The sequence below is a fragment of the Mesorhizobium sp. B2-8-3 genome (assembly GCF_006440815.1).
Classification (GTDB): domain Bacteria; phylum Pseudomonadota; class Alphaproteobacteria; order Rhizobiales; family Rhizobiaceae; genus Mesorhizobium.
In genome coordinates, this window is record NZ_VFTW01000005.1 from 100,272 (window position 1) to 124,458 (window position 24,187).

Annotated in this window: 26 protein-coding genes and 1 pseudogene; 7 read left to right on the forward strand and 20 right to left on the reverse strand. The window is 62.7% G+C overall.

The genetic code is table 11. The annotated features are described in order from the left end of the window. Positions 1–274 precede the first annotated feature (274 nt). Together FJ418_RS10400 and FJ418_RS10405 are read right to left on the reverse strand one after the other, a co-directional pair. Positions 275–856, reverse strand: coding sequence for a GDYXXLXY domain-containing protein (locus FJ418_RS10400; protein ID WP_140865276.1), 582 nt, complete (start codon positions 854–856; stop codon positions 275–277). Beyond that, complete coding sequence (locus tag FJ418_RS10405) at positions 853–1,971, reverse strand: DUF2157 domain-containing protein (RefSeq protein WP_140865278.1); 1,119 nt, start codon at positions 1,969–1,971, stop codon at positions 853–855. The genes FJ418_RS10400 and FJ418_RS10405 overlap by 4 nt, the downstream gene beginning before the upstream one ends. Positions 1,972–2,206: 235 nt before the next feature. On the opposite strand from FJ418_RS10405, the gene FJ418_RS10410 reads away from it, so the two are divergent. The 5 genes from FJ418_RS10410 to FJ418_RS10430 all read left to right on the forward strand — a co-directional run bounded on the left by FJ418_RS10410 (position 2,207) and on the right by FJ418_RS10430 (position 5,027). Next, on the forward strand, positions 2,207–2,347 hold the full coding sequence (locus tag FJ418_RS10410; RefSeq protein WP_006335194.1) for a DUF1127 domain-containing protein: 141 nt from the start codon (positions 2,207–2,209) through the stop codon (positions 2,345–2,347). A 51-nt stretch (positions 2,348–2,398) separates the two neighbouring features. Further along, positions 2,399–2,539, forward strand: a complete 141-nt coding sequence (locus tag FJ418_RS10415; RefSeq protein ID WP_084508100.1) for a DUF1127 domain-containing protein — start codon at positions 2,399–2,401, stop codon at positions 2,537–2,539. A gap of 402 nt (positions 2,540–2,941) precedes the next feature. Next, complete coding sequence (gene trmFO / locus FJ418_RS10420) at positions 2,942–4,351, forward strand: methylenetetrahydrofolate--tRNA-(uracil(54)-C(5))-methyltransferase (FADH(2)-oxidizing) TrmFO (RefSeq protein WP_140865280.1); 1,410 nt, start codon at positions 2,942–2,944, stop codon at positions 4,349–4,351. 69 nt (positions 4,352–4,420) lie between these two features. Next, positions 4,421–4,711 (forward strand): type II toxin-antitoxin system ParD family antitoxin, encoded by a 291-nt coding sequence (locus tag FJ418_RS10425; RefSeq protein ID WP_140646717.1) that lies wholly within the window; start codon positions 4,421–4,423, stop codon positions 4,709–4,711. After that, positions 4,695–5,027, forward strand: a complete 333-nt coding sequence (locus FJ418_RS10430) for a type II toxin-antitoxin system RelE/ParE family toxin (protein ID WP_181166897.1) — start codon at positions 4,695–4,697, stop codon at positions 5,025–5,027. Before FJ418_RS10425 ends, FJ418_RS10430 begins: the two co-directional genes overlap by 17 nt. A gap of 7 nt (positions 5,028–5,034) precedes the next feature. Here the strand turns inward: FJ418_RS10430 and FJ418_RS10435 are convergent. From FJ418_RS10435 to yajC, 7 genes and pseudogenes are all read right to left on the reverse strand, one after another. Next, positions 5,035–5,947, reverse strand: a pseudogene (locus tag FJ418_RS10435) (sterol desaturase family protein). Beyond that, on the reverse strand, positions 5,947–6,372 hold the full coding sequence (locus FJ418_RS10440) for a hypothetical protein (protein WP_140865282.1): 426 nt from the start codon (positions 6,370–6,372) through the stop codon (positions 5,947–5,949). Before FJ418_RS10440 ends, FJ418_RS10435 begins: the two are co-directional and overlap by 1 nt. An 82-nt stretch (positions 6,373–6,454) precedes the next feature. Then, the gene (locus FJ418_RS10445; protein WP_246683004.1) at positions 6,455–7,321 is read right to left on the reverse strand and encodes a phytoene/squalene synthase family protein; all 867 of its coding nucleotides are present in this window, start codon (positions 7,319–7,321) and stop codon (positions 6,455–6,457) included. Continuing rightward, positions 7,322–7,711 (reverse strand): Mth938-like domain-containing protein, encoded by a 390-nt coding sequence (locus tag FJ418_RS10450; protein ID WP_140646714.1) that lies wholly within the window; start codon positions 7,709–7,711, stop codon positions 7,322–7,324. A gap of 124 nt (positions 7,712–7,835) precedes the next feature. Next, positions 7,836–10,385 (reverse strand): protein translocase subunit SecDF, encoded by a 2,550-nt coding sequence (gene secDF / locus FJ418_RS10455; protein WP_140865284.1) that lies wholly within the window; start codon positions 10,383–10,385, stop codon positions 7,836–7,838. Between the two features lie 89 nt (positions 10,386–10,474). Continuing rightward, positions 10,475–11,488 (reverse strand): hypothetical protein, encoded by a 1,014-nt coding sequence (locus tag FJ418_RS10460; RefSeq protein ID WP_140865286.1) that lies wholly within the window; start codon positions 11,486–11,488, stop codon positions 10,475–10,477. 52 nt (positions 11,489–11,540) lie between these two features. Further along, positions 11,541–11,879 (reverse strand): preprotein translocase subunit YajC, encoded by a 339-nt coding sequence (gene yajC, locus FJ418_RS10465; RefSeq protein WP_095765024.1) that lies wholly within the window; start codon positions 11,877–11,879, stop codon positions 11,541–11,543. A 267-nt stretch (positions 11,880–12,146) separates the two neighbouring features. On the opposite strand from yajC, the gene FJ418_RS10470 reads away from it, so the two are divergent. Further along, positions 12,147–13,019 (forward strand): ATP-binding protein, encoded by an 873-nt coding sequence (locus FJ418_RS10470; RefSeq protein ID WP_140865288.1) that lies wholly within the window; start codon positions 12,147–12,149, stop codon positions 13,017–13,019. A gap of 102 nt (positions 13,020–13,121) precedes the next feature. On the opposite strand, the gene FJ418_RS10475 is transcribed toward FJ418_RS10470, so the two are convergent. Together FJ418_RS10475 and FJ418_RS10480 are read right to left on the reverse strand one after the other, a co-directional pair. Beyond that, on the reverse strand, positions 13,122–13,421 hold the full coding sequence (locus FJ418_RS10475; RefSeq protein WP_140865290.1) for a hypothetical protein: 300 nt from the start codon (positions 13,419–13,421) through the stop codon (positions 13,122–13,124). Between the two features lie 226 nt (positions 13,422–13,647). Next, positions 13,648–15,168: a peptidoglycan DD-metalloendopeptidase family protein gene (locus FJ418_RS10480; protein ID WP_140865292.1), complete on the reverse strand. Its 1,521-nt coding sequence runs from the start codon at positions 15,166–15,168 to the stop codon at positions 13,648–13,650. A 421-nt stretch (positions 15,169–15,589) separates the two neighbouring features. On the opposite strand from FJ418_RS10480, the gene FJ418_RS10485 reads away from it, so the two are divergent. Then, positions 15,590–16,258, forward strand: coding sequence for an outer membrane beta-barrel protein (locus FJ418_RS10485; RefSeq protein WP_348643098.1), 669 nt, complete (start codon positions 15,590–15,592; stop codon positions 16,256–16,258). A gap of 111 nt (positions 16,259–16,369) precedes the next feature. Here FJ418_RS10485 and FJ418_RS10490 read toward each other — a convergent pair whose 3' ends face one another. From FJ418_RS10490 to nagZ, 9 genes are all read right to left on the reverse strand, one after another. Further along, on the reverse strand, positions 16,370–17,023 hold the full coding sequence (locus FJ418_RS10490) for a protein-L-isoaspartate(D-aspartate) O-methyltransferase (protein ID WP_140865296.1): 654 nt from the start codon (positions 17,021–17,023) through the stop codon (positions 16,370–16,372). A 47-nt stretch (positions 17,024–17,070) separates the two neighbouring features. After that, positions 17,071–17,829, reverse strand: coding sequence for a 5'/3'-nucleotidase SurE (gene surE, locus FJ418_RS10495; protein WP_040982411.1), 759 nt, complete (start codon positions 17,827–17,829; stop codon positions 17,071–17,073). Between the two features lie 4 nt (positions 17,830–17,833). Then, positions 17,834–19,138 carry a serine--tRNA ligase gene (gene serS / locus FJ418_RS10500; RefSeq protein WP_140865298.1) on the reverse strand — a complete coding sequence of 435 codons (1,305 nt, stop codon included), beginning with the start codon at positions 19,136–19,138 and terminating at the stop codon, positions 17,834–17,836. Between the two features lie 294 nt (positions 19,139–19,432). Beyond that, complete coding sequence (tatC, locus tag FJ418_RS10505) at positions 19,433–20,296, reverse strand: twin-arginine translocase subunit TatC (protein WP_140865300.1); 864 nt, start codon at positions 20,294–20,296, stop codon at positions 19,433–19,435. Beyond that, positions 20,293–21,006: a Sec-independent protein translocase protein TatB gene (tatB, locus tag FJ418_RS10510; RefSeq protein ID WP_140865302.1), complete on the reverse strand. Its 714-nt coding sequence runs from the start codon at positions 21,004–21,006 to the stop codon at positions 20,293–20,295. The genes tatC and tatB overlap by 4 nt, the downstream gene beginning before the upstream one ends. An 83-nt stretch (positions 21,007–21,089) precedes the next feature. After that, on the reverse strand, positions 21,090–21,308 hold the full coding sequence (locus FJ418_RS10515; protein WP_027167260.1) for a twin-arginine translocase TatA/TatE family subunit: 219 nt from the start codon (positions 21,306–21,308) through the stop codon (positions 21,090–21,092). Positions 21,309–21,487: 179 nt separating this feature from the next. Then, positions 21,488–22,243 carry an SMC-Scp complex subunit ScpB gene (gene scpB, locus FJ418_RS10520; RefSeq protein ID WP_140865304.1) on the reverse strand — a complete coding sequence of 252 codons (756 nt, stop codon included), beginning with the start codon at positions 22,241–22,243 and terminating at the stop codon, positions 21,488–21,490. Beyond that, positions 22,240–23,040 (reverse strand): ScpA family protein, encoded by an 801-nt coding sequence (locus FJ418_RS10525; RefSeq protein WP_140865559.1) that lies wholly within the window; start codon positions 23,038–23,040, stop codon positions 22,240–22,242. The genes scpB and FJ418_RS10525 overlap by 4 nt, the downstream gene beginning before the upstream one ends. Positions 23,041–23,102: 62 nt before the next feature. Continuing rightward, positions 23,103–24,122 (reverse strand): beta-N-acetylhexosaminidase, encoded by a 1,020-nt coding sequence (nagZ, locus tag FJ418_RS10530; RefSeq protein WP_140708132.1) that lies wholly within the window; start codon positions 24,120–24,122, stop codon positions 23,103–23,105. Positions 24,123–24,187: the final 65 nt, after the last annotated feature.

A 24,187-nucleotide genomic window follows, 5' to 3' on the forward strand; every position in this document is an offset into this window, starting at 1 on the left:
ATCTGTATGGCCTATTTCGTACACGGACACGCGCAGTTTCCCCCGGTGGGGGTACGAAAATTGGTACAAAAGAACGCCTACTTCGGTACATCGGGACGAACGCAAAGCCTTGCAGCATAAGGCCTTCGGGTCTTCAGAAAGTCCCTTCATCCGCACCATCCTTCGCTCTTCGAGCTTCGGATGGCAGGCCACCCACCTGAGGCTCGAAGAGCCGAAGGTGTCCTCCGAAGCCTTGGCGAAGGAGGATCGGCGCTGTCGGTGCCAACCCAAGGCGCTAATAAAGCGGCTCCTCGAACAGCGTCTTGTCACCGTCCATCAGCGCCTTGATCTGTGCCGTGCCGTCGGGTGCTAGCGCGAGCTTGATGCCGAACGGCCGCACGCGCATGTCGTTCTGGATCGCCATTCCTTCACCTTCCGGCACATAGAAGCGATCGATCCCGTAGTCCGGCGCGATCGTCGCTTCCGGATCACGAAGGTCCCAGCCCTCCGCGACGCGTCCGCCAATGTTGGCTTCGTCCGGGCCGCCAGGCGCCGGCGCCCGGCCGAACCACGCCGCGGCTGGCTGCCAATAACCGTCGGCGCCCTTTTTCAGCTGGACCACGATCGATGTGTCATCGCTGGAGAACTTGCCTTGCGGGACATTGGCGATCAGCTTCACCGGGATGCGTGAAATGTTGTTGTTGAGCGAGATATAGTCGCCGCGCAGGAGATCGCGCGGATCGACGGGTTGGACTTTCAGGAGCACTTCCTTGCCGTTGCGCAGGATCGCGGCCCGGCCGGCGATGATCCAACTGAGGAAGCCGATCTGGACGAGCGCCAGCACCAGCGCCGCGATGATCAGTTTCTTGCCGGTCATGGCGTTGCTCCTGCCTTGGCGGGCGCCCTCATGCGTTTCTCGACGCGGATGATGATCAGCGCCAGGATGCCGAGCAGCATGGCGGCGGCCAGGAAGAATCCGGCCGTATCGAGCATCGACCGCAAGGTGACGCCATAGATGATGGCGAGTTCGAAGGCGAAGCCGGCATAGGCCAGCCAGCGCAGCCCCCTGCTCTCGCGGCCGGCCAGCATGATCGCCGCCACGATGCCGGCAAGCGCCACGATCGAGGCGACGGCGAAACCGCTGTTGTAGGTGCTTTCATCCGCCAGCTCGAACTGGACGATCGCCATGCCGGTGAGGAAGCCGAACAAGGCGTGCAAGGGCAGCCGGCCGCCGAGTTGAAGGATCCTGTCGATCGGATCGCCCGTAAAGACCGAAGCGGCAAACAGCAGCGCCGATATGACGGCCAGCGAAACCGCCACCGGCAGCGTGTCGTGATCCGTCGCCAGCAAAACCAGATAGAAAATGACAGACAGAATGATGAGGTGGCGCGCGGCCCGGCTGCGCGTCCAGAACGAAATGGCGAACAGCACGACCGCCATGACGATGAAGAGATGCGGGATCTCCGCGCGCCAGTAGAAGCCGAACCCCTTCAGGACCAGCCAGGCGTCGGCGATGCCGACCGCCGCCACGGTCAGCGGGTTGGAACGCAGCGCCACCGCCGCCAGCGCCGTGCCGGCGCACCATGTCAACAGCGCCGAGGCCTCGTCGCCCGAGAGGTGGTACATCTGGCCGATGAGTGCGATCGAGCCGCCGAAGGCGGCGGCGGCGACGATCCACAGCGCCTCGCCGACCGCGGCATGGTCGCGCGTCTTCAGCACCGCACCGCCGACATAGCCTGCGAGGATGACGGCAAACAGGGCCGCCACGCGAACGAGGCGCGGGATGGCCTCCCAGTTGGCGGCGACGAAAATCAGGATCGCTGCGCCGAACAAAAGCGCCGCCATCATCGCCAGGATGGAGCCGAAACTCAGTGACGCCCGCTCGTTGGCGGCGACGTCGCGTGTCAATGCCTCCGCCGTGGCGGGATCGATCAGCCCGGCCTCCCGCCATCGCGCGATATCCGCCCTAACCTGTGTTGCATAGCCCGCCATGCTTTCCCCCCGAAGCCTGGTCATTTCCTTAGCCGGAACAGCCAAGCCGTTGACGCGGCGGCATTTTCCGATTCGGTCTTCTTTGTGACGCAGGCGTGAATGGCCGTTAATGTTGCATTGCACAATTTGCATTGCTGCCATGCGCCAACGGCACTTTTAAACCGATATGATCCCACCTATTTTCTGTTCGTACGCAAACGGAATGATCCGAACCAAAGACGAAACGAGAAGTACCATGAACCTGATCCGCAACTACCGCAACTGGCGCCGCTACCGGGACACCGTCTCCGAGCTGAGCCGCCTGTCGAACCGTGAACTGACCGACCTCGGCATCAGCCGCAGCGACATCCACTACGTCGCCCGCAAGGCGGTCTAATCCGCTTCGGACCGCAAATGGTCCGAACCAGTTTTGAAGAGAGTAACGACAATGAACCTGATCCGCAGCTATCGTAACTGGCGCGTCTATCGCGACACCGTTACTGAGCTGGGTCGGCTTTCGAACCGCCAGCTCCATGATCTCGGCATCGTTCGCGACGAGATCAAGATGGTCGCCCGCAAGGCGATCTAAGGAATTTCGCCAGGGTCGACCTCCTCCCCGACCCTGACGGATACGGTCAACCTTCACCTCCTCCCGAGGGTTGACCACTGAAACGGCGCCCGCCGGACCTCCTCCCCCGGCGGGCGTTGTTCCCGAAGCGAACGCAGTTCGTCTTCGAAGGTTTCGCCCCTTCTCAAAGGCGAAAAGAATTTTCGTCCTCAAACGGCGAAAGGAATTTCGTCAAAGCCGACCTCCTCCCCGGCAATGGCGAATAAGGTCGATCTTCACCTCCTCCCGAGGATCGACCCCCAAAACGACACCCGCCGGACCTCCTCCCCCGGCGGGTGTTGTTGTTTTTGGCGCAGGCTTCCCACTTCGCCCGTTGCTGGCCGGCAATTGCAATCGTGCCGCCAAGCGACTATTCCGGCGCTCATGAGCAAAAAAACCGTACATGTCATTGGCGGCGGCCTCGCCGGCTCCGAGGCCGCATGGCAGATCGCTGAGGCCGGCATTCCGGTCGTGCTGCATGAAATGCGCCCGGTGCGCGGCACCGACGCCCACAAGACCGACAGTCTGGCCGAGCTCGTCTGCTCGAACTCCTTCCGCTCCGACGACGCCGAAAACAATGCGGTCGGCCTGCTGCATGCCGAAATGCGGCTTGCCGGCTCGCTGATCATGAGCGCCGGCGACGCCAATCAGGTTCCGGCCGGCGGTGCGCTGGCGGTCGACCGCGACGGCTTTTCCGATGCGGTCACCGCGAAGATAGAGGCGCATCCGCTGATCGCCATCCAGCGCGAGGAAGTGCCGGGACTGCCGCCCAAGGATTGGGACCAGGCGATCATCGCCACCGGCCCGCTGACGGCGCCTTCGCTGGCGCAGTCGATCGCCGAGGCGACCGGCGCCGATGCGCTCGCTTTCTTCGACGCCATCGCGCCGATCGTGCATTTCGACACGATCGACATGAACACGGCCTGGTTCCAGTCGCGCTACGACAAGGTCGGCCCCGGCGGCACCGGCAAGGACTACATCAACTGCCCGATGGACAAGGACCAGTATCTCGCCTTCGTCCAGGCGCTGCTCGACGGCCAAAAGACCGAGTTCAAAGAGTGGGAAGGCACGCCCTATTTCGACGGCTGCCTGCCGATCGAGGTGATGGCCGAGCGCGGTGTCGAGACCCTGCGCTACGGGCCGATGAAGCCGATGGGGCTGACCAACGTCCACAACCCGACGGTCAAGGCCTATGCGGTGGTGCAGCTTCGCCAGGACAATGCGCTGGGCACGCTCTACAACATGGTCGGCTTCCAGACCAAGCTGAAGCATGCCGAGCAGGTGCGCATCTTCCGCACCATCCCCGGCCTTGAAAACGCGGACTTCGCGCGTCTCGGCGGCCTGCACCGCAACACCTACATCAACTCGCCGACGCTGCTCGATCCGTCGCTGCAGCTCAAATCGCGGCCGGGCCTGCGTTTCGCCGGCCAGATCACCGGCTGCGAAGGCTATGTCGAAAGCGCCGCCATCGGCCTGCTCGCCGGCCGCTTCGCCGCCGCCGAACGGCTCGGCCAGACGCCCTCGCTGCCGCCCTCAACCACCGCCTTCGGCGCACTGCTCAACCACATCACCGGCGGCCATATCGTCTCCGACGACGAGCCCGGCAAACGCTCCTTCCAGCCGATGAACGTCAATTTCGGTCTGTTCCCACCCGTGGAAGCACCGAAGACCGAAGGCAAGCGCCTGCGCGGCAAGGACAAGACCGTCGCCAAAAGGCATGCCATCACCTCCCGCGCCCTGGCTGAATGCAGGGCATGGTTGGGGCTGCCGGGCAGAGCTGAGGCAGCCGAATAAGCTTTTCTGTCCCATTGGCCATGCATATAAAGTAGGATATCATCACACTTTATGCATGGAGCGATGTCAATGGAATCTGCCGAGAAACTATCCATCACCGTCACGCCTGCCATGGCTCGCATGATCCGCGAGAAAGTCGAGGACGGGTCTTTCGGCTCCGCCAGCGAAGTCGTCCGCGCAGCGCTCCGCGCCTTCCAGCGCGAAGAGGAAGAACATGCCGAGCGAATGGCATCGATCCGGGCGCGGGTGAAAGCTTCGATCGAGGACAAGAGGCCGAACCTTTCAGGAGAACAGGTGCGCGCTCATCTTCAAGGGCTGTTTGCCGAGTATTCGAGCCCCGACGATGATTCAGCGGCTTGAAGTCGAATACAGCCAAAGCGCGAGAGATGATCTCGCTAATATTTTCAGACACATAGTCGAGGCTAGCGGAAACCCTCACGTCGCGTTGAAATTCGTTCTGCGCATCGAAGACCGCTGCCAGAACGTCGGCAACGCCCCTCGCGGCGGCCGAACTCGCGACGATATCGTACTAGGCTTGCGAACCGTCCCTTTCGAGCATTCTGCCGTCATCACCTATGTTGTCGAAAGCGATGTCGTTCGCGTCATCAACATCTTCTACGGCGGTCGCGACTACGAGACGTTGATTCGAGACGGCGGGTCGAGCGCTCCATCCTGAAGGGGTCTTACTCCGCCGGCTCGGCACCCATCCCTGGCAATCCGGGCTTTCCTGCCTCTCCCGGATTCCTCCGCACATAAGCCGCCTTCAGCGTCTCGGACGTATCGCGCGAGCCGTCATGGCTCCAGCCCGGCGGCTGGATGAGATAGTTCAACCGCTGTGCAATCGTCAGCCCCGGCGCCAGCGCATCCTTGAACATGCCGATCCATTCATGGAATGCCACCTTCAGCGGATTGAAGGTGCCGATATTCTTGACGATTCCGTAGCGCGGCCGATCTTCCTCCAGTTCAGCGACAAAGGTTCCGAACATGCGATCCCAGATGATCAGAGTGCCGGCATAGTTGGCGTCGAGATAGCGCGTTGAAGATGAATTCGAACCAGCCCCACGTCTTGCCGATCGTCTCGGTGTGGATCCAGAACTGCCAGACCAGGTTGAAACCGAAGACGAAGGCGATCACCGCAGGATGGAAGCCGAGCAGCACCAGCGGCGCTTGCAGGATGAAGGTGAAGGTGAACAGGCCCGTCCAGCTTTGCCTCAGCGCCGTTGAAAGATTGTAGTGCTGGCTGGAATGATGGTTGACGTGCTCGGCCCACACCCATCGCACCCGGTGCGCGATGCGGTGATAGATATAGTAGCGCAGGTCGTCGAGCAGGGAGGCGGCGACGAACACCCAGATCGACAGGCCGAGATTGAAGAAGCGGAATTGCCACAGCCACAGCAGCGCCCAATAGGACACGACGCCGAGCAGCAAGCCTGCGACGACATTGCCGGTCCCCATCATCAGGCTGGTCAGCGTGTCGCGCGTTTCGAACGATCCCTTGGCGCGGCCGCTGCGCACCAGCCAGAGCTCGATCAGGATCGCCGCGACGAAGAACGGAATGGCAAGCTGGGTGACCTGCGGGAAATTATACTCATCCATCACGCAGCCTTTCGGATCTGATCACGGCCTTGCAGCGCCGCCGCCACGGCCAGCGCGCCGGCCTCGTCGGCAAAGACGAACGTGCCGCCCTTCCAGGTGAAATCGTTCGACCGCATCGACACCACATTCCCCTCCCTGGCCAGCGCCAGAACGTCTCGCGGCGTGACGATGCGCGTCAGAAAACAGTCGCCTATGCTCTGGACGATGCCGCAACGCTGCGGGCCTAGCTCAAGGAACGCGGCATGGCTGTCGGCCGTCAGCCGCACGACACCCGGCTTTTCGTCGGGAAAATCCTCGGCAAAGCGTGCGAGCGCCTGATCCGGTCCGGCAAGCGTCGCGGTCGTCGTACCGCCGGTGAAGTGCACGGCGGCGACGGACAAGGCGATGCCGAACACGACAAGAACGACCAGGACTGGCAGGCTCATGGAAAGGCTACTCCTCCGGCGGCCCGCATTTCTTCGACGCGAGTCCACATAGACGGAATCCCTAGCATGATTGACGTTTACGTCAAAGGGGCGTCCAGCCCCGCATCGCATGACGCAGGAGCAGCCAATGGCGGCGCAGGGTGGAGAGCGTCGTCGTCGAGCCGAGCGGCGACCCGCCCGCCTTCTCCATCTTGTCGAGATAGGCGCGCGTCAGCGCCAACGGCAGGAAAGCAGGCCGCAGCGCGACAGGAAGCGCCGGCGCGCCTTTCTCGAAGGCGTTGAGATGGTCCCGCGCCAGCGCGATCATCGCAGCGACCGCGCGTTCCGCGGCAGGCCCGCCCTCGCCCTTGACGAACTCTTCCGGCGTCGTGCCGGCGGCCGCCAGGATGTCCGCGGGCACGAAACACTGGCCGCGCCGACGATGCAGCGGCAGCAGAAGCAGCAGGCCGGTGATGGCCTGAGCGCAACCGGCCCAGCCCGCCAGTTCGGCGAAGCGCGGCGCCACGACCGGATCGAGCACCATGGCCGCAAGCTGAATCAGTGCAGCGGCCGTTTCGCCGCAATAGCCCTCGAGGTCGGTCCGCGACGGCATCGGATCGTCATAGAGATCGAAGATGCGCGCCTCGAGCATGTTGTCGAAAGCGGATTTCGGCAGATGATTGCCGACGATCGCGGCCTTCAGGGCATCGGCGATCGGATGGCCAGTCTCCTCCGGCCCGTCGGCCGCGATGACGTCGCGCCACCATTGCAGCCTGACCTCACCCGGCAGTGGCTCGTGGATGCGATCGCGCACGCCGGCGATCTCGGCGTTGAAGGCGTAGAGCGCGAGCAGCATGTCGCGCCTGTCGGCCGGCGCGTAGAGCGCCGACAGATACCGGTCATGGTCGGCGGCGCGCACCGCATCCATGACGACGTCGCCATTCTTGACGATGTTGGACGTGCCGGCCATTCAGTCGACGGCGATCAGCGCAGCGGCCACCGCACGGTCTTCGGCGAGCAGCACGTTGTAGGTCCGCACCGCCGCCCCGGTCGACATCGGGTCGGCCGAGATCCCGGCCTCCTTGAGCGCGGCGCGCAGCGCCGCCGGCAGCGGCCGCAATTCCTTGCCCATGCCGACCAGCAGGATCTCCACCCTGCCGGCCTCGGCGAACAGCCTGTCGAAATCCGAGGCCTTCAGCGCCAGCGGATCGGCCGGCTCCCAACCATGGATGCCCGACGGCAGGACGAGCAGCGAGCCGCGATGCGACATGTCGGCAAAACGGAAGCCGCCATTGCCATAGGCCTCGATCGGCGCCTTGCCCGGGAAATGCGCCTCGCGGATGATGATGCCTTTGGCCATGGGTCTAGAGCATGATGCCGAAAAGTGTGGAGCGGTTTTCGGACGACATCATGCTCTATCTCTTTGATTTAGAGCCGGATGATTTCAGGTCGGCTCGACCTGAAATCATCCGGCTCTGACGGCGTCAGGTCGCCACGGCCTTGCCGTTCACCGGCTTCTTCTCTTCTTCGGTCGCGGCCTGCGGCCGCAAGCGGAACAGGATCAGCAGCGGCGCGGCGATGAAGATCGACGAATAGGTGCCGAACACCACGCCGAACAGCATTGCCAGCGTGAAGGAGCGGATCACCTCGCCGCCGAACAGCACCAGCGCCAACAGCGCCAGGGACGTGGTGACAGAGGTCAGCGTGGTTCTCGACAGCGTCTCGTTGATGGCGTTGTTCAGGAGCTGCGGCAGCGGCATCTTCTTGTATTTTCGCAGATCCTCGCGCACGCGGTCATAGACGACGATGGTGTCGTTCAGCGAATAGCCGATGATGGTCAGGATCGCGGCCAGCGACGATTGGTTGAACTCCAGCCCAGTCAGGACGAAGAAGCCGATCGTCATCACCACATCGTGCACCGTGGCGACGATGGCGCCAACGGCGAACTGCCATTCGAAGCGGAACCAGACATAGAGCAGGATGCCGGCCAGCGCGATCAGCATGGCGATGGTGCCCTGCTTGGCGAGCTCGCCGGAAACCGTCGGACCCACCACTTCGACGCGGCGGAAATCATACTGGTCCTGCAATTCGGCCCGCACCTTGTCGATGACGGTCTGCTCGGCGTTCTCGCCGGCGTCCTGCGTGCCGACACGGATCAGCACGTCGTTCGGCGCGCCGAACTGCTGCACCTGGATCTCGCCGATGTTGAGCTCGGAGAGCCTGCTGCGGATATCGCCAAGATCGGCATCGCCCTTTTTGGACTGCACCTCGATCAGCGAGCCGCCCTTGAAGTCGATGCCGTAGTTGATGCCAAGTGTCAGGAACCCGACGACCGACAGGATCGACAACGTGCTGGAGAGAGCAAATGTCCAGCGGCGGATGCCCATGAACGGGATCTTCGTGCCCGGCGGAATGAAGGTGACCGGCGCGCGCGGCAATTCCTTCGGACGAGCGCGGCGCAGCCAGATCGACACCAGCATGCGGGTGAAGGTGAAGGCGGTGAAGACCGTCGTCAGAATGCCGATGGCATAGGTGATGGCGAAGCCCTTCACGGGACCGGTGCCCAGAAAGAACAGCACGACGGTCGCGATCAGCGAGGTGACGTTGGAATCGACGATTGTCGCAAGCGCCTTGGAGAAGCCGGTGTCGATCGCCTGGATGACCGAGCGGCCGTTGCGCCGCTCCTCGCGGATGCGTTCATAGATCAGAACGTTGGAGTCCACCGCCATGCCGATGGTGAGCACGATACCGGCGATGCCGGGCAAGGTCAGCGTGGCGCCGAGCAGCGACAGCGCGCCAACGATCATCGCCACGTGCACGGCCAAAGCAATATTGGCGATGAAACCGAGGAAACCATAGGCGACGAACATGAAGGCGACGACGAGGATTGAGCCGATCACACCCGCCACCTTGCCGGCGTGGATGGAGTCCTGACCAAGGCCGGGGCCGACGGTACGCTCTTCGATGATGGTCAATTTGGCCGGCAGGGCGCCGGCGCGCAGCAAGACGGCGAGGTCGTTGGCGCTCTCGGCCGTGAAATTGCCGGAGATCTGCCCGCTGCCGCCGAGGATCGGCTCGCGGATCACCGGCGCCGAAATCACCTGGTTGTCGAGCACGATGGCGAACGGCTTGCCGACATTCTGCTGGGTCGCCTGGCCGAAACGCGTCGCTCCGCGGGAATTGAAGGTGAACGAAACCACCGGCTCATTGGTCTGTGAATTATAAGTCGGCGTCGCATTCGACAGGTCTTCGCCCGAGACGATAACGCGGTTCTCGACCAGGTAAGGAACCGGAGGATCGTCCTGCGAATAAAGGATCGAGTCGCCAGCCGGCGGGCGATTCTTCATCGCGTCCTGGACCGGCACCGACGTGTCGACCATCTGGAACGTCAGCTTGGCGGTCTGGCCGATAATGTCCTTGAGCCTTTGCGGGTTCTGGAGCCCAGGCACCTGGACCAGGATGCGATCGTCGCCCTGCCGCTGCACGATCGGCTCGGTCGTGCCTAGCGCGTTGACGCGTCGCTCCACCACTTCAATCGCCTGCGAGAGCGCGGTCGAGGTACGATATTTGATGCCGGCATCCGTAACGGTGAACTTCAACAGCCCCGGCTCGGAATCGTCCAGCGCCATCGACTGCACGGAACCACCGGCAAACAGACCGGCCGTGACCGGGTTGGTTATCGGCTTCAGCGCAGTCTTGGCGGCGTCGAGCTGGCTCGCATCGTTGATGCGCACCTGCACGGTTCGGCCTGTTCCGCCAAGGCCGGTATATTGGATCTTGGCGTCGCGCAGCAGCGTCCTGATCTCGTCGCGCGTCGTCTGCAGCTGATCCTTGATCAGGTCGTTCTGATCCATCTGCAGCAGGATGTGCGAGCCGCCCTGAAGGTCGAGGCCGAGCGTCATCTGCCGCTTCGGCACCCAACTCGGCAGTTGCGCCAGCATGCTTGCCGGGAAAAGGTTGGGCGCGGCGAGGATCACTGTGATGGCCACGGCGAGCCAGATCAGGATCATCTTGAGGCGCGAGAAATAGAGCATTCGTTCTTATCCGTTCAGGCGTACAAGCGGCAGCGTTCCGCCATCGGCTAGATTATCAGCTATGGTTTTCGTTCCAACCACGGTCGGCCCTATCGTGCTTCCTCGACGATTGTCAATCTCGCCGGCAGCGCGCCGGTGCGGAATAACAGGGCAAGCTCCTTGGCGCTGTCGGCCGTGAAATTTCCCGATATCTGCACGGTGCCATGCTCGATGGGTTCACGGATCATAGGTGCCGAAATCACGTGACCGTCCAAGATCACCGCAAATGGCTTGCCGATATTCCGAGTGGTTGCCCACTTGAAACGTTGCGTACCCTTGGAATCGAGCCGGAATGCGACGACAAACTGTTCTGTCGAACTGTCGCGGATCGCTTCCGCGTCCAGAACGCTGTCACCCGACACGAGCACCCGGTCTTCGACCAGATAGGGAACTGGCGGATCATCCAGCGTGTAAAGCACGCTTGAACCGGCAGGCGCCTGGCCGTTGACCGCATCGTTCACAGGCGTCGACGTATCGACCAATTGGAAGCTCAGTCGGCCTTGCCGCTCAAGGGTTTGCGCCAAGCTGTGCAAATCCGCGACGCCTGGCGCCTGAACCAGTATGCCGTCATCCGTCAACTGGACCGCGGGATCGGCCACGCCAAGTTCGTTGAGGCGATTTTTGATGACCTCGATCGACTGTGTGAGCGCGGCATAGGTTCGATACTTCGCGCCGGCATCGGTCATGGTGAACTTCAACAGGCCGCGCTCGCTATCGTCCAGCGCAAACTCCTGGACCGGACCTTCCTTGCCCGCAATGGAATCGATCACCGCCTTGAGTGCCGCTTTGGCGGTCTCGACTTGCGCGGGATCGCCAATGCGCAGTTGAACCGTGAGGCCCGATACGACAAGGCCGCTATAGCTGATCCTGGGTTCGGCGTCGCGAAGCAGCGTCCTGATCTGGTCGCGCATTGCTTCCAGCCGGCGGGTTTTTACCTGGTCGGTATCCAGGCGAAACAAGATATGCGCGCCGGGCACCGCGGCGAGAACATTCGGCGCGCGGAAGGCCATCGAGATCAGGGCAAGCCCGATCAAAATGACCTTCAGGCGCGAAAGATAGACCATATGCCGCCGTTCGTCAGAACCCTGCCCGCGGCCATCACCGCTGGGATTTCGCCTACTTCTTGGCGTTCTGGTTCGCCACCGGTTCGCCCTTGACGCGCACGTCCGAGATCGTCGAGCGCAGCGCGGTCACCTTGGTTCCGCCGCCAAGGTCGATCTCCAGCTCATTGTCGTCGATCACCTTGGTCACCTTGCCGACGAAGCCGCCGCCGGTCACCACCGTGTCGCCGCGGCGCACCGCCGAAAGCATTTCCTGGCGCTTCTTCAGCTGCGCGCGCTGCGGCCGGATGATCAGAAAATACATGATCACGAAAATCAGGACAAACGGCAAAATCGAGATAAGCATGTCTGGCGAAGCGCCGACGCCCTGGGCGTATGCCGGTGTAACGAACATCAAGAAACTCCTGGATGGTGAAATACCGCCGGGGCGGCCCCGCGAAAATTTGGCCGGAATATAGTCGGTAAACTTGCCAATGCAACTGCGCTGCGAGGCCAATCCGTTGCTTTTCCAGCCGTTTGCGGCGTGCTAGAGCGTCGCAGCGGAAGCCGCTTCGAGGCCACCGAAAAAATCATGCTCCAACAAAAGCTTGGGCCTGGTTCTTGCAGCGACGCCGTGGAAGCTGCTCCCACATGCTGAAATATCACAACAAAAAGACCTGATATGACCGACAGCCTGGATACATTGAACAAGAAACTCGACCGCCTGATCGAGGCGGTTTCCCGCCTCGCCCCGCCGCCGGTTCCGCAGACCGACCTCGGCGTTGCCGACTGCTTCGTCTGGCAGGCGGACCCTGGCTTTCTGGAACCGGTGCGCAAGGTCAACCGCGTCGACATCGGCCTGATCCGCGGCGTCGACCGCGTGCGCGACATCCTGCTCGACAACACCGAGCGCTTCGCGTCCGGCTATGCGGCCAACAACGTGCTTTTGTGGGGCGCGCGCGGCATGGGCAAATCGTCCCTGGTCAAGGCCGTGCATGCCACCGTCAACGCCTCCGACAAGCTCGACCGGCCGCTGAAGCTGATCGAGATCCACCGCGAGGACATCGACACGCTGCCTAAGCTGATGGGCCTCCTGAAGGCAGCGCCTTATCGGTTCATCCTGTTTTGCGACGACCTCTCCTTCGACCATGACGACACGTCGTACAAGTCGCTGAAGGCGGCGCTCGAAGGCGGCGTCGAGGGCCGCCCCGCCAACGTCATCTTCTACGCCACGTCCAACCGGCGGCATCTGTTGCCGCGCGACATGATCGACAATGAGCGCTCGACCGCCATCAACCCCTCGGAAGCGGTGGAGGAAAAAGTCTCGCTTTCCGACCGTTTCGGCTTGTGGCTCGGCTTCCACAAATGCTCGCAGGACGAGTATCTCGACATGATCGACGGCTATGTCCGCTATCACGGCCTGGCGACCGACCCCGAGCAGCTGCGCGCCGAGGCGCTGGAATGGGCAACCACGCGCGGCAGCCGCTCCGGCCGCGTCGCCTGGCAGTTCACCCAGGACCTCGCCGGCCGGCTTGGCAAGCCGCTGAAGGATTGAATAGGATCGAGCCTAAATAGAGCTGCGACTGGATGGGATAGCTGCGAAGAGGTTCACCTTGCAGCTCGGTCGAGCCTAGCCTCTTTTCATGCACCATCTTGATCACCCGATCGCTACGGACAGGACGACGTAGTTTGCGTAGAGGGATAAGATAAGAAGGGCCAGCGCCATGATCACGCCAGCATAGGCGGTACTGATCTTGCCATCCAGTCTTCGCACTCGGCTCGGCCAAATGCGGTAGACAAGCCAGATCGAGAACAGGGTCATGGCAATCGAAAACCCGAACATCAAAAGCTCGAAAGCGTAAAAACTGTGGTGGCGAAGAAGCGTACCGGCAACTACAAACGGCACACCAATTACCAGCCACACCCTAGCCTGGCGCCAAATGTCCGATTTTGCCATGATTTGCCTTGCAGTTGCTCCCGCATGCCGGCGACGATAGGCAAAGAAAATTACTGAATGCCTGAAGGGATTTTCACACCCAAAGTTGAACTCGGATTTGGGACCACACTTATCCATAGGAAGATGTGAAATCCCAGCCAAAACTGAAAAAGCCCGCTCCTTTCGGAGCGGGCTGAAGACGGCGGGCCGGACTGGAGGTCAGGCGGCCCGCAAAACGGTTCTTGTTCTATTCGAGATAGCCCGTCGGATCGACCGGGGCCGAATTCTTGCGCACTTCGAAGTGCAGTTTGGGCGAGTCGGTCGTGCCGCTCATGCCGGACAGCGCGATCTCCTGGCCGCGCTTGACCTTCTGGCCGCGCTGCACCTCGATCGAGCTTGCATGGCCATAGACGGTGACCAGGCCGTTCTCGTGCCGCACCAGCACGGTGTTGCCGAATTCCTTGAGACCGTCGCCGGCATAGATGACGACGCCGTTCTCGGCCGCCTTGATCGGCGTTCCTTCCGGCACCGCGATGTCGACGCCGTCCTTGCCGGAACCGAAGCCGGAGATCACGCGGCCGCGCACCGGCCAGCGCATCTTGCCGATGCCGGTCGCGTCAGGCGCCACCGCATCGTCGTCCTCGGCCTGCTGGATGACCTTGGCGTCCTTCTTCGGCGGCGTGTAGGAAGCGAGCGTCTGCGACGGCGTGGTCGTCGCCGGCGGCTGCGTCGTCGCCGTGGTCACCGGATCGACCGCCGGCTTGGCGGTGGTAGCGGCAGCCTTGGCCGCTGCGACAGCGACCGTGCCGCCGGCCGGAATCTTGAGCGTCTGGCCGATCTTGAGGAGGCCGTCCTGCATGCCGTTGGCCTGCTTCAGCGCCACGACGCTGACGCCGGTCTTCCTGGCGATCGAGGACAGCGAGTCGCCCTGCTGCACGGTGTAGGAGCCGCCGGCGCCGGCCGGCTTGGCCTCGGCCATCCGTGGCGCGGGCTTCGGGTTCTTCGATCCGCTGGCCGCGGCCGATGCATCGACCTGAGCGGCCGACTTGCCGTCCTTGACCTTGGGCTGCTGCGGCAGCACAGCGACCTTTTCCGGCGCGGGCTGCTTCGGCGTGTTCGTCGGCTTGCCTTCGGCGACCCTTGGCTCCGTCTTGCTGGAATAGGCATAGGCGGGGATGACGATCTTCTGGCCGCTGCGAATGCCCTTCTTCGGATCGATCCCGTTGACCTTGGCGATGGCATCGGCCGGCACATGGTAGTGCGCTGCCAGGCCCGAAAGTGTCTCGCCGTCCCGCACCACGATTTCGGTCGCGTGCCGCGCAGCGCTCGCATCGGGCTCGGCGGTCTTGAACGGCTTAGCCGCGGCAACCGTGCCGGTGGCCGTCCTGTCGAGATGCGGCGCGGGAGCAAGCGCCGGAGCCGCCGCGAGGGCGGGAGCCGAAGCGGTACGCATCGGCTTTGCCGGCGCCGGCGCCGAGGGAGGCGGCAATTGCTGGGCTGTAACCGGCTCGAGGCTCGAGCGGCTCACCGACTGGGTATGCGTGCCGTCGACCGGCGCAGGCGCGACAGTATCGCCCGGATAGGGCTGGTCGACATTCTGCTTGTTGATGATGGCACGCTGATTGTTGGTGGAGGATGTGAAGACATCATCGACACCGTTGAAGCGCATCGACTGGGAACTGCACCCGGCCGCCGCGCCGGCAATCATCAGGACAGCGCAACCGCGCGCCAGATTGCGTCTGTTTGCCTTCAAGTGATTGAATTGCATCGCACTAACCCGCACAGACCCGGTACAAACTGGCTGTAATTAAAGCGCGTTAATGTTACTGGCCGGTTAACCCATTAGAATCCGGCGAAAATTTTCTTAAAACATTGGCGGAAATTTTGGCGCGGCCAAAATCCGGGCGACGGCGACGCGGACATCTCGGCTTTCCGGCGCATTCGCGGCTGGTTCTTGGGACCGCGGGCTTCGCTTCATTTGCCAGGCCGGGAACAAAGTTCAATCGCCGAACATCGAAGTGATCGGCCCGGACGCCGCAGTCTCCTATCCAAGTATAGTTTGGATTCAAATATTCCCGCGTGTTGCTTCCAGGTAACGGGATTTCCGGATCGGGTTCCGATACCGTCAGGGAATTTGGGAGGGTCCTTCAATGAAATGTTTTCTCGTCGCCGCGGCGTTTGCCGCTGCCTTGGCCGCCGCTGCGCCTGCATCCGCCGCCGATCTCACCGAAACGCCTGTCGCCGCGAGCTATGACTGGAGCGGCTTCTACATCGGCGCCAATGGCGGCTGGGGATCGAGCCACTCATGCTGGGACGCTCAACTTGCCGGCCTGTCTTTCAGCGAGGGCTGTCACAACGCCACCGGCGGCACCGTCGGCGCACAGCTTGGCTATCGCTGGCAGCGCAACGACTGGGTGTTCGGGCTCGAAGCGCAAGGCAATTGGGCCAATCTGAAGGGTTCCAATGTCAGCGAATTCATTCCCCCTTTTATAGATCGTTCCCGCGTCGACTGGTTTGGGCTGCTGACGGCCCAGGTCGGATACAGCGTCGACAACGCTCTCTTTTACGTCAAGGGCGGCGCGGCCGTGACTCACGACCGTTTTGAGGTCCTCTTTCCCCCGGATATCCCCGCTGGCAAGACCGGCGATCAGACCCGATGGGGAGGCGCGCTGGGCGCGGGCCTCGAATACGGCTTCGCCCCGAATTGGTCACTCGCAATCGAATACGATCACCTGTTCATGCCCGACAAGACCACTGCTTTCGCGGCAGTCGGGCTGCCCTTTCCGTTCGGCACGGATCGGATCGGCCAGGACGTCGATCTGGTCGGCTTGCGGCTGAACTTCCACTGGAACGGTTGAGAAAAGCTAATGCGTGTCGCGCAAAAGTGCGCAGCGGTTTTGCGATAACGACATGCATGAAAACAAAGCCTTAAAGCGCGTCGCCTGAATCCGCTTCAGCGCGACGCGCTTTTAGATCACCGCGGCGATGCTGCGCAGGATCGGCTGCAGCCTGACCATGCCGATGTCCTCGCGCTCGAAGCGGCTGCCCACCTTGGTGAGTTTGGCCAGCACCTGCTCGCCCTCCTCCGGGCCGATCGGCGCGATGACGATGCCGCCGCTCGACAGTTGGTCGAGCAGGAAGCGCGGCAGGTTGTCGAAGGCCGCCCAGGCGACGATGCGGTCGAACGGCCCTTCATTGGGCAGGCCGTTGGAGCCATCGGCCTGGCGGGCGATGACGTTGCTGATGGCAAGCGCCTCGAAGCGCTGCTTGGCTTGCTCGGTCAGCGTCTTGTAGCGGTCGATGGTGATGACGCGCGCCGCAAGCCGCGACATGACGGCTGCCGTGTAACCCGAGCCGGTGCCGATCTCGAGCACGCGATTGCCCGGCTCGATGTGAAGCGCTGCGATCACCGCCGCCTGCAGATCGGCGCCCTCGATCGCCTCGCCGCATTCGATCGGCAGCATGCCGTCCGACCAGGCGATCGCATGGAACTGGGCCGACAGGAAACCACGCCTTGGCGTCGCCTCGAAGGCCGCGATCAGCGCCTTCGGCGCCGTGCCCCTGCCCCGCAGCCTGAGCAGGAAAGCGGCGAAACCTTCGCGGTCGTCCATGCCCGTGTTCATGCCAAAACCGTGTTCATGCCAAAACCGTGTTCATGCCAACGCCTTGTTCATGACAGCGCCTTGGTCAACTGGTCGCGGAGTTCATGCGCGGTGAGGTCGAGTTGCAGCGGCGTCACCGACACCAGCCGGTTGCGCATTGCATAAAGGTCCGTGCCCTTCTTGCCTTCGACCGGCTCGCGGCCGAAACGCAGCCAGTAGTAAGGCAGGCCACGCCCGTCGCGCCGCTCGTCGACCCACAGGCTGTGCACCAGCTTGCCCTGCGAGGTGACGACGGTGCCCTCCACTTCGTCGGGGGCGCAGTTGGGGAAATTGACATTGAGCAGCACGCCTTCCGGCAGCGGCGTTTCCACCAGGCGCTTGAGCAGCGCCGGCGCCAGCGCCTCGGTCGTCTCGTAAGGAACGACGCGGTCCTCGCCGACATAGGAATAGGCCTGGCTGACCGCGATCGAGCGCACGCCGAGCAGCGCGCCTTCCATGGCGCCGGCAACGGTGCCGGAATAGGTGACGTCGTCGGCGATGTTGGCGCCGGAATTGACGCCGGACAGGATCAGGTCAGGCGGTCCGGGCAGGATTTTTTTCGTGCCCATGATGACGCAGTCGGTCGGCGTGCCGCGCACGGCGTAATGCTTCTCGCCGATCTTGCGCAGCCGGAGCGGCTCCGAAATCGACAGCGAATGCGCATAGCCGGACTGGTCCTGCTCGGGCGCGACCACCCAGACATCGTCCGACAGCGTGCGGGCTATGCGTTCGAGCGACGCCAGCCCCTCAGCGTGGATGCCGTCATCGTTGGTCAGGAGAATGCGCATGCGGTCACTTCGATTCGATCTTGGTAAGACCACCCATGTAAGGCCGCAGCACTTCAGGAATGGTTACGCTGCCATCCTCATTCTGGTAGTTTTCGATGACGGCTATGAGAGCGCGGCCGACCGCGGTGCCCGAGCCGTTCAACGTATGGACGAAGCGATTGCCCTTGCCGTCCTTGTCCTTGTAGCGGGCATCCATGCGCCGGGCCTGGAAATCGCCGCAGACCGAGCAGGACGAGATTTCGCGATAGGCGTTCTGCCCCGGCAGCCAGACCTCGATGTCGTAGGTCTTGCGCGCGCCGAAACCCATGTCGCCGGTGCACAGCGTCACCGTGCGGAACGGCAGGCCGAGCCGCTTCAGCACCTCTTCGGCGCATTGCGTCATGCGCTCATGCTCCGCGATCGAGCTTTCCTGGTCGGTGATCGAGACCAGCTCGACCTTGTAGAACTGGTGCTGGCGCAGCATGCCGCGCGTATCGCGGCCGGCGGAACCTGCTTCCGAACGGAAGCACGGCGTCAGCGCGGTGTAGCGCAGCGGCAGCTTCTCATGCGCGGTGATTTCCTCGCGCACGAGGTTTGTCAGCGGCACCTCGGCCGTCGGGATCAGGCCGAGGCGACTGTCGCCATGCGGCGTGAAGAACAGGTCCTCCTCGAATTTCGGCAGCTGGTTGGTGCCGAAAAGCACCTCGTCGCGCACCATCAGCGGCGGGATGATCTCTTCATAGCCGTGCTCGGTGGTGTGCAAGTCGATCATGAATTGGCCGAGCGCGCGCTCCAGGCGCGCCAGCTGGCTTTTCAGCACCGTGAAGCGCGAGCCGGACAGTTTCGCCGCGCGCTCGAAATCCATCATGCCGAGTGCTTCGCCGACCTCGAAATGCTCCTTCACCCAGTTCGGGCGTGTCGGTACGTCGCCGACGAGTCGCTTGATGACATTGTCGTGCTCATCCTTGCCAATCGGCACGTCTTCGAGCGGCACGTTGGGCAGCACGGCAAGCGCGTCGTTAAGCGCCTTGTCGAGCTCGCGCTCGCGCGCCTCGCCATTCTGGATGAACACCTTGATGTCGCTGACTTCGCTCTTGAGCTTCTCGGCAAGTGCTGAATCGCCCGAACGCATGGCGTTGCCGATCTCCTTCGAGGCGGCGTTGCGACGCTCCTGCTTGACCTGCAGCTCACTGAGATGCGAACGCCGCGCCTCGTCCTTCGCGACCAGATCGTCGACCGTGGACTGCGCCTCGCCCGCCGACCACGAGCGCTTCACCAGCGCCTCGACAAGGGCCTTCGGGTTGTCGCGAATCCATTTGATGTCAAGCATGGTCGATCCTCAAACTAATGCATGTCGCCCAAAAGTGTGCAGTGGTTCTGGGAAAACGACATGCATGAAAATAGAGACTTAAACCGCGTCGCGCGCTTTAATGCATGTCGCGCAAAAGTGACCTCGGTTTTGCGACAACGACATGCATCAAGCAACGACCTAAAGCGCGTCGCGTGAATCCGTTTCGACGCGACGCGCTTTAAGGATCGAGGGCGTAAACCGCATCCGTCGTCGATGCAAGACGGCGGGCAAATGGACCGCTGCGATTTCCTGCCCCAGGCGGCACCGTTCAGGTCAGGAGGCCGAGGTGTCCGGCGTGTCGCTCGAAACCGAACTCCCTGCCTCCGCCTGCTCGCGCGCCAGGCGGTCGCGCGCCTGGGCGCGCTCGATCATGCGCGAGGACCAGATGGCAACCTCGTAGAGGATGATGGTCGGGATAGCGAGGCCGCATTGGCTCATCGGATCGGGCGGCGTCAGCACCGCGGCGACCACGAAGGAAAGGACGATCGCCCATTTGCGCTTCTCGGCCAGCGCCTGCGACGACAATATGCCGACGCGCGTCAAAAGGCTGGTCACCACCGGCAGCTGGAACACCAGACCGAACGAGAAGATCAGCGTCATGATCAGGCTGAGATATTCCGACACCTTCGGCAGCAGGGAGATCTGCACCTGGTCGTTGGTGCCGGTCTGCTGCATGGCCAGGAAGAACCACATCACCATCGGGGTGAAGAAGAAATAGACCAGCGAGGCGCCCATCAGGAATAGGATGGGCGAGGCGATCAGGAACGGCAGGAAGGCGCTGCGCTCGTTCTTGTAGAGGCCCGGCGCGATGAACTTGTAGATCTGCGTGGCAATCAGCGGGAAGGCGATCACCATGCCGCCGAACATGGCGAGCTTCACCTGGGTGAAGAAGAACTCCTGTGGCGCGGTGTAGATCAGCTCGACCTTGTGCGGGTCGAGCCCTGCCCACTGCGTCGCCCATTTGAAGGGGACGACAAGCAGGTTGAACAGGCGCTTGGCGAAGAAGAAGCAGGCGAGGAAGGCGACGAAGAAGCCGCCCAGCGACCAGATCAGCCGGCGGCGCAGCTCGATCAAGTGTTCGATCAGCGGCGCGGACGATTTTTCGATTTCTTCCTTTTCCTTGTCCGAAACGCTCACTTGGTGTCGCCCGCCATCTTCTTGCTGTCGGTTGCCTTCTTCGCAGCCGGCTTCTTCGCCGTGGCTGGCTTTGCCTCAGCCTTGGGCGTCGCCTTCCTGGCGGGCGCGGCGACTTTAACCGAGGCCGGCGAGGGTTTGGCCGGTGCCTTCGCTGCCGCAACTGCCTTTGCCGTGGCGCCGGTCGTCTTTGCCTTGACGGTCGCAGCCTTTTTCGCCGGCCGGGCCGGCGCGGCGGTCTCGGAAACCGGTGCGGTGACGGAGGCGTCGGTCATGGCAGGGAAGACCGGAGTGGCTGAGGCTGCCTCGGTTCCGTTGGCGCCGGGCATGTCCGTCGCGCCGTTCTTGAGCGGCTCGGCGGCCTGCGGAGTCTCTGCCGCCGGTGCTGTCGGATCGGCGGCCGGCTTCGGCTTCATCATCGTATCGACGCCGGACCGCACGTCGGCCGCGGCCTGCTCGAACGGATTGAGCTGCTTGCGCACCTCGTTCAGCGGATTGAGACCGCGAAGGCTATCGATCGAACTCTTGACGTCATCGAGTTCGGCTTCCTTCAGCGCCTCGTTGAACTGCTTCTGGAAGTCGCCGGCCATGGCGCGCAATTTCGCCGCGGTGCGACCGAAGGTGCGCAGCATGTTGGGCAAATCCTTAGGCCCGACGACCACGATCATGACGACCGCGATCACCAGCAGTTCGCTCCAACCGACTTCAAACATGACAATCTATTCCGACGAGTGCCTGCCGCCCAAAAATGCGAAGCGGTTTTGGGACAACGGCATGCTCAAACCAACAACCGGGATCAGCTCTTGCTGACCTTTTCCTTGGCCGGCGAAACAGTCTCGTCAGCGCGATGTTCGACGGTACGCTTGTCGTCGGCGTCGTCGTCGGCCATGCCCTTCTTGAAGCTCTTGATGCCCTTGGCCATGTCGCCCATCAGTTCCGGGATCTTGCCGCGGCCGAACACCAGAAGCACGATGACCAGCACGATCATCCAATGCCAAATCGAAAATGAACCCATTGCTATTCTCTCTCGAATGTTTTCCCTGGCGATGATCTATGCGTTTTCGCTCGGGGATTCAAACACAACCGCTAGGAAGTTGATAAAATGGCTAGCGGATGTCACGCACTTTCGGCGTGAGCGGCTTGCTACCAATCCGCGCAGCCTCTGCTAATAGACCATTCGCGGCGATTTGATGGTCACTCGTCAGTGACGCGCGGCGTCAACAGCCCGAGTTCCTCGAGGTCGATATCGGTCAGCGCGTCCTCGTCTTCGGCGAGCGCATCGGGATCGGCCGGCGGCACCGGCATCGAGAAATTGGCCGGCATGCGCGTCGAGAGCAGGCCAGCGCCCTTCAGTTCCTCCATGCCGGGCAGATCGCGGATCTCTTCCAGCGCGAAATGATCCAGGAAAGCGTCGGTGGTGCCATAGGTCACCGGCCGTCCGGGCGTGCGGCGGCGGCCGCGCATCCTGACCCACTCCGTTTCGAGCAGTGTATCGAGTGTGCCTTTCGACGTCTCGACGCCTCTGATGTCTTCGATCTCGGCGCGCGTCACCGGCTGGTGATAGGCGATGATCGCCAGCACTTCGAGCGCCGCGCGCGAAAGCTTTCTCTGCTGGACCGAGTCCCGGCTCATCAGGAAAGCCAGGTCGCCTGCGGTGCGGAAAGCCCAGGCATCGCCGACCCGTACCAGGTTTACGCCGCGCTTGGCATAGATTTCCTGCAGATCCGCCATTGCGGCGGCAATGTTCACGCCTTCCGGCAGGCGCACGGCAAGCTGCTTTTCGCTGACCGGCTCGGCGCTGGCGAAAATGATCGCCTCGGCCATGCGCACGGCTTCCGACAATTGCAGCCGCTCGGCCGGGTTCTCGATGGAACCCTGCTCCGCCATCTCGTCTTCCGGCTCGTCCTCGACCTTGAACGGAATGACCGAAGCGTTGGCGCGTTCGCTCATGATACCACCTCGACTGCCCTTAACCCTTGCGCGCGGCCGCGCAGATAGATCGGCGCGAACACTTGATCCTGCCGCATGTCCAATTTGCCCTCGCGCACCATTTCCAGCGTCGCCGCGAAGGAACTGGCCATCGCCGTGCGCTTCTCTTCCGGCGCGGCCAGATATTCGATCAGGAAACTGTCGAGCGTCGTCCAGTCGCCGACCGAGCCGATCAGCCGCGCCAGCACCTCACGCGCATCCTTCAACGACCAAACGGCGCGCCTGGCAATCGTCACATTGTTGATCGCCTGCTTCTGGCGCTGCTGCGCATAGGCGGTGAGCAGATCGTAGAGCGAGGCCGAAAAGCTGTTGCGCTTCTCGATGATCACCATTTCCGGCATGCCGCGCGAAAAGACGTCGCGGCCGAGACGGTTGCGGTTGACCAGACGCGCCGCGGCGTCGCGCATGGCTTCCAGCCGCTTCAGCCGGAATTGCAGCACCGCCGCGAGTTCCTCGCCGCTTTCACCCTCTTCGCCCGGTTGCTTCGGGATCAGCAGCTTCGATTTCAGGAAGGCGAGCCACGCCGCCATCACCAGATAGTCGGCGGCAAGCTCGAGTCTCAGCGCCCGTACCTTCTCGACGAAGGCCAGATATTGCTCGGCGAGCGCCAGGATCGAAATGCGCGCCAGATCCACCTTCTGGTTGCGGGCTAGATGCAAGAGAAGATCGAGCGGGCCTTCGAAGCCGGCCACGTCGACGACCAGCGACGGGTCGCCTGTCAGGCGTGAATCGTCGTTCTCGGCCCACAGACGGTCCATCGGTGCGGCCTTCGCGGCCTTGCCTTCCAATGTCTCCGCCACTTGCCTTTCGTCCCTTCGGTTCAGGCCACCGCTTCGAAATAGGTGGCGAATTCTGCGCGTATCGCCGTTTCGTCGGCGACGTCGCGATCCTTTATATAGGTCAGCGCCCGCTCGGCTCTCGCCAAGGACTTGCCCGACAGCGCCGTCGTGCGCGAGGCGATCCCCGACATCTCCTCGAAAACGCCGTTGCAGTGAAGGACGAGATCGCAGCCGGCCGCAAGGATCGAGGCCGCCTTTGTCGGGAAATCCCCAGAAAGTGCCTTCATCGAGGTGTCGTCGCTCATCAGCAGCCCATCGAAACCGATCTCGCCGCGGATCACTTGGTCGACGACCTGGGCGGATGTGGTCGCCGGATTGTCGGGGTCGACGGCGCTGTAGACGACATGCGCCGTCATCGCCATCGGCAGCTCCCTAAGCGCCGTGAACGGGGCGAAATCATGCCGGCGGAGCTCCTCCAGCGGCGTATCGACGGTCGGCAGCGCGAAATGCGTGTCAGCAAAGGCGCGGCCGTGGCCGGGAATATGCTTCATCACCGGCAGCACGCCGCCGGACATGAGCCCCTCGGCCGAAGCCCGGCCAAGCTCGATCGCGGCATTGGGCTCCTTGCCATAGGCGCGCGCGCCGATGACGTCGCTGGCGCCTTCGACCGGCACATCGAGCACCGGCAGGCAGTCGGCGGTAATGCCCAGCCGCGAGAGATCGAAGGCATGCAGCCGCGCCATCAGCCAGGCGGCGCGGCGGCCGGCCTCGCGATCGTCGCGCCACAACGCGCCAAGCGCGCCCCCGGCCGGATAGTTCGGCGCCAGCGGCGGGCGCAGGCGCTGCACCCGCCCGCCTTCCTGATCGATGAAGACCGGAGCATCCGGGCGGCTGACGCTATCGCGCATCGAGGCGACAAGGTCGCGGATCTGCCCGGCTTCGCCGATATTGCGCGCAAACAGGATGAAGCCCCAGGGACGTTCATCGCGATAGAAGCGGATTTCGTCTTCGGCGAGGGATTTCCCGGCACAGCCGAGGATCATGGATTTTGATTCGCTCATGCACCAAAGCTTAAGGCTTTGGGCGGGCAAAGGGAATCACCCCTGCCCTCCGACCAGCCAAAGCC

Coding starts and splice junctions, on each gene's coding strand:
- FJ418_RS10400 (WP_140865276.1), bottom strand. CDS start 856: ATGACCGGCAAGAAACTGATCATCGCGGCGCTGGTGCTGGCGCTCGTC.
- FJ418_RS10405 (WP_140865278.1), bottom strand. CDS start 1,971: ATGGCGGGCTATGCAACACAGGTTAGGGCGGATATCGCGCGATGGCGG.
- FJ418_RS10410 (WP_006335194.1), top strand. CDS start 2,207: ATGAACCTGATCCGCAACTACCGCAACTGGCGCCGCTACCGGGACACC.
- FJ418_RS10415 (WP_084508100.1), top strand. CDS start 2,399: ATGAACCTGATCCGCAGCTATCGTAACTGGCGCGTCTATCGCGACACC.
- trmFO (WP_140865280.1), top strand. CDS start 2,942: ATGAGCAAAAAAACCGTACATGTCATTGGCGGCGGCCTCGCCGGCTCC.
- FJ418_RS10425 (WP_140646717.1), top strand. CDS start 4,421: ATGGAATCTGCCGAGAAACTATCCATCACCGTCACGCCTGCCATGGCT.
- FJ418_RS10430 (WP_181166897.1), top strand. CDS start 4,695: ATGATTCAGCGGCTTGAAGTCGAATACAGCCAAAGCGCGAGAGATGAT.
- FJ418_RS10440 (WP_140865282.1), bottom strand. CDS start 6,372: ATGAGCCTGCCAGTCCTGGTCGTTCTTGTCGTGTTCGGCATCGCCTTG.
- FJ418_RS10445 (WP_246683004.1), bottom strand. CDS start 7,321: ATGGCCGGCACGTCCAACATCGTCAAGAATGGCGACGTCGTCATGGAT.
- FJ418_RS10450 (WP_140646714.1), bottom strand. CDS start 7,711: ATGGCCAAAGGCATCATCATCCGCGAGGCGCATTTCCCGGGCAAGGCG.
- secDF (WP_140865284.1), bottom strand. CDS start 10,385: ATGCTCTATTTCTCGCGCCTCAAGATGATCCTGATCTGGCTCGCCGTG.
- FJ418_RS10460 (WP_140865286.1), bottom strand. CDS start 11,488: ATGGTCTATCTTTCGCGCCTGAAGGTCATTTTGATCGGGCTTGCCCTG.
- yajC (WP_095765024.1), bottom strand. CDS start 11,879: ATGTTCGTTACACCGGCATACGCCCAGGGCGTCGGCGCTTCGCCAGAC.
- FJ418_RS10470 (WP_140865288.1), top strand. CDS start 12,147: ATGACCGACAGCCTGGATACATTGAACAAGAAACTCGACCGCCTGATC.
- FJ418_RS10475 (WP_140865290.1), bottom strand. CDS start 13,421: ATGGCAAAATCGGACATTTGGCGCCAGGCTAGGGTGTGGCTGGTAATT.
- FJ418_RS10480 (WP_140865292.1), bottom strand. CDS start 15,168: ATGCAATTCAATCACTTGAAGGCAAACAGACGCAATCTGGCGCGCGGT.
- FJ418_RS10490 (WP_140865296.1), bottom strand. CDS start 17,023: ATGAACACGGGCATGGACGACCGCGAAGGTTTCGCCGCTTTCCTGCTC.
- surE (WP_040982411.1), bottom strand. CDS start 17,829: ATGCGCATTCTCCTGACCAACGATGACGGCATCCACGCTGAGGGGCTG.
- serS (WP_140865298.1), bottom strand. CDS start 19,138: ATGCTTGACATCAAATGGATTCGCGACAACCCGAAGGCCCTTGTCGAG.
- tatB (WP_140865302.1), bottom strand. CDS start 21,006: ATGTTTGAAGTCGGTTGGAGCGAACTGCTGGTGATCGCGGTCGTCATG.
- FJ418_RS10515 (WP_027167260.1), bottom strand. CDS start 21,308: ATGGGTTCATTTTCGATTTGGCATTGGATGATCGTGCTGGTCATCGTG.
- scpB (WP_140865304.1), bottom strand. CDS start 22,243: ATGAGCGAACGCGCCAACGCTTCGGTCATTCCGTTCAAGGTCGAGGAC.
- FJ418_RS10525 (WP_140865559.1), bottom strand. CDS start 23,040: ATGGACCGTCTGTGGGCCGAGAACGACGATTCACGCCTGACAGGCGAC.
- nagZ (WP_140708132.1), bottom strand. CDS start 24,122: ATGAGCGAATCAAAATCCATGATCCTCGGCTGTGCCGGGAAATCCCTC.